Annotated in this window: 2 protein-coding genes; both read left to right on the top strand. The window is 63.4% G+C overall.

The annotated features are described in order from the left end of the window. Positions 1-70 precede the first annotated feature (70 nt). Positions 71-1420, top strand: coding sequence for a DUF1254 domain-containing protein (locus ACLD1X_RS28980; protein ID WP_429373703.1), 1350 nt, complete (start codon positions 71-73; stop codon positions 1418-1420). Then, positions 1417-2823 (top strand): DUF1254 domain-containing protein, encoded by a 1407-nt coding sequence (locus tag ACLD1X_RS28975; RefSeq protein WP_429373701.1) that lies wholly within the window; start codon positions 1417-1419, stop codon positions 2821-2823. The genes ACLD1X_RS28980 and ACLD1X_RS28975 overlap by 4 nt, the downstream gene beginning before the upstream one ends. Positions 2824-2912: the final 89 nt, after the last annotated feature.

Genomic DNA, 2912 nt, shown 5'->3' with positions numbered 1-2912 from the left:
GCCTCTTCGCGGGCAAGCCCGCTCCCACAGTGGGCCGGTGTGCTGATGTTTATTTATCAGGAGATCTACTGTGCGCTACTGGATATCCGCTCTGGCCCTGGGTGCGAGCCTGGGCACTGTTCACGCCGCAACCCTCGATCAGCAGCAAGCGAAAGCCCTGGCGCAAGAGGCCTACGTGTTCGCCTATGCCACCGCCGAACACGACAAAGTGCTCAGCGCCATCGCCGCCAAGCTGCCGTTCAACCGCCTCTACAGCGAACCGCGCCTGCTCGGCCCGCAAGACGACAAAGTGGTGTCGCCGAACAACGACACCTTCTATTCGCGCGCCTTGCTTGATTTGCGCAGTGAACCGATGGTGCTGGACGTGCCCGCCGTGCAAGGGCGCTACTACAGCTTTCAGCTGGTCGACATGCGCACCGACAACCTCGACTACATCGGCACCCGCGCCACCGGTGATCAGGCGGGGCGCTACCTGATTGTCGGACCGGACTGGAAGGGGCAAGTGCCATCGGGTTACAGCGGTGTGGTTCGCTCGCCGAGCCAGCTGGTATTCCTGTTGGGGCGCACCGAGGTCAAAGGCGAAGCGGACCGCAAAGACGCAGCGCAAGTGCTGATGGGCTACGCCTTGCAACCGCTGTCCGCAGTGAGCGGCGGCGCGACGCCTGAACCGTTGGCACCGCTGCGACTGCCAGCGTATACGGACACAAAACATGGGCCGGCGCAGGCACTGTTCAGCACCTTCAACGCGTTGGCGCCGCTGCACCAATGGACCGCCAGCGAGCAGAAAAAACTCGCCCGTTTCGCCGCCATCGGCGTGAAACCCGGCATCGCATTCCAGGCTCCGGCGGACTTGGGCGAAGCTGTCGCCCAAGGCGCCGAAGCCGGTCGCGAGCAGGTGCGCGCAGCCTCCAGCCAGCTGTCGGTGGAGCAACAAGGCTGGTTCCCGTCGCCCTCCAGCGTCGGCAAGTTTGGTGACGATGACCTGACCCGTGCGGCGGTCGCCTGGCGCTACATCTACGCCAACGACGCGGTGGAAGCGTTGTACCCGATGGCGCTGCACGATGCCGAGGGGCAGGTGCTCAACGGCCAGCACGCCTATCGCCTGCATTTCCCGGCCGGGCAATTGCCGCCGGTGAATGCGTTCTGGTCGCTGACCTTGTATGACGGCAAAACCCAGTTGCTGGTGGCCAATCCGATCCAGCGTTACGCGTTGGGCGATCGCAGCCCTGGTCTACAATACGATGCCGACGGCGGCTTGACCCTGATCCTGCAAGCCGATGCGCCCAAGGCTGCGCCGCAGGGCAACTGGCTGCCGACGCCGCAGGGTCCGTTCAACCTGCTGTTGCGCCTGTACCTGCCCAAGGGCGGGGCATTGGACGGGAGTTATCAGTTGCCGACGATTGCGAGGATCGAATTATGAACCTGATTTTCAGTCGCCGCCGGGTGCTGGGCAGCATGGGGGTATTGGGAGCAAGCCTGATGTTTCCACGCGGGTTGCTGGCCGCTGATGCAGATGCCGCCGCTACCGCTGCCGCTGAGCTTCGGGCCATTGCCCGGGAGGCGTGGATCTACGCCTATCCGATGCTCATGCATTACCAGACCATGGAAAAGCAGGCGCTCAACCCGTCTGCGCCGGAGTACATCGGCGGTTTCAACCGCTTTCGCCACTACAGCGAGTTGTTCACCCCGAGCAATCGCGACATCGTTACGCCGAACAATGACACGCCGTACTCCTGGGCGTGGCTTGACCTGCGCAGCGAGCCGCAAGTGCTGAGTGTGCCGGCCGTGCCTGACGACCGCTACTACGTGCTTCAACTGGTCGACCAGTACACCCACAACTTTGCCTATGTCGGCGTGCTCAGCACCGGTCGCGATGCGGGGAGTTACCTGATCGCCGGACCCGGCTGGGAAGGCCCGGCACCGGACGGCGTCAAGGCCATACTGCGCAGTGAAACCGAAATCGTCATGGTGCTTGGCAGGACGGGCCTGAAAAACGCCGGGGACCTGCCGGCGGTGCGTGCCTTGCAGCAGCAATACGGTTTGCGTTCGCTGCATCAATACATCGGCAGTGCGCCACCTGTGGCGGCGCCGAATATTGACTGGCGACCCTGGGACAGCAAGACCGGATTGGGGCTGGAGTTTATCGCGGCGCTGAACCAGATCCTCAGCCTGTGTCCGACGCAACCGTCCGAGCAAGCCTTGCGCGCACGCTTTGCGCGGATCGGCATCGTGCCTGGTCAGGAATTCGACCCGGCGGCATTGCCGCAAGCAACGCGCGAGGCACTGCTCGCCGGGATTCAAGACGCCCAGGCACAACTGCAAACCGCGGTGAGCCAGGTGCGCACCACCCTCGGCCTGTTCGGCACTCGCCAGGCGCTGAACGGCAATTACCTCAACCGTGCTGTTGCGGCGAATGTCGGCATCTACGGCAACAGTGTCGAAGAGGCCTTCTACACCGGCACTCGCCTGGATAATCAGGGGCAACCCTTGCAGGGCGGGCGAAGCTATCGCCTGCGTTTCGCACCGGGTCAGTTGCCGCCGGCCAGCGAGTTCTGGTCGCTGACGTTGTATGACTTGCCGGACCGGCAGTTGGTGGCCAACCCGATCAATCGCTACTGCCTGGGCAGCCGGGATCATTTGCAAGCGGATGCCGATGGCGGGTTGACGTTGATCCTGCAGAACGCCGCTCCGCCTGTGCAGAGCAACTGGTTGCCGACACCGGCAAGCGGGGCGTTCACCCTGGTCCTGCGCCTGTATGGACCCGGGCAGCGGGTGGTTGATCAACGTTGGCAAATGCCGGTGGTTGAAGTGGTGTCTGCCTGAACTGCATTGCTAGCCTGTTCGCGGGGGCGGCCTGACTGGGGACATATCCGTTTCTTGGGTAACGGCGACTTAGGGTTTCGCCCTTACGG

It is taken from the genome of Pseudomonas sp. 18173, assembly GCF_050432945.1.
Classification (GTDB): Bacteria; Pseudomonadota; Gammaproteobacteria; order Pseudomonadales; family Pseudomonadaceae; genus Aquipseudomonas.
This window is presented reverse-complemented; position numbering and strand designations above follow the sequence as displayed.

Coding starts and splice junctions, on each gene's coding strand:
- ACLD1X_RS28975 (WP_429373701.1), top strand. CDS start 1,417: ATGAACCTGATTTTCAGTCGCCGCCGGGTGCTGGGCAGCATGGGGGTA.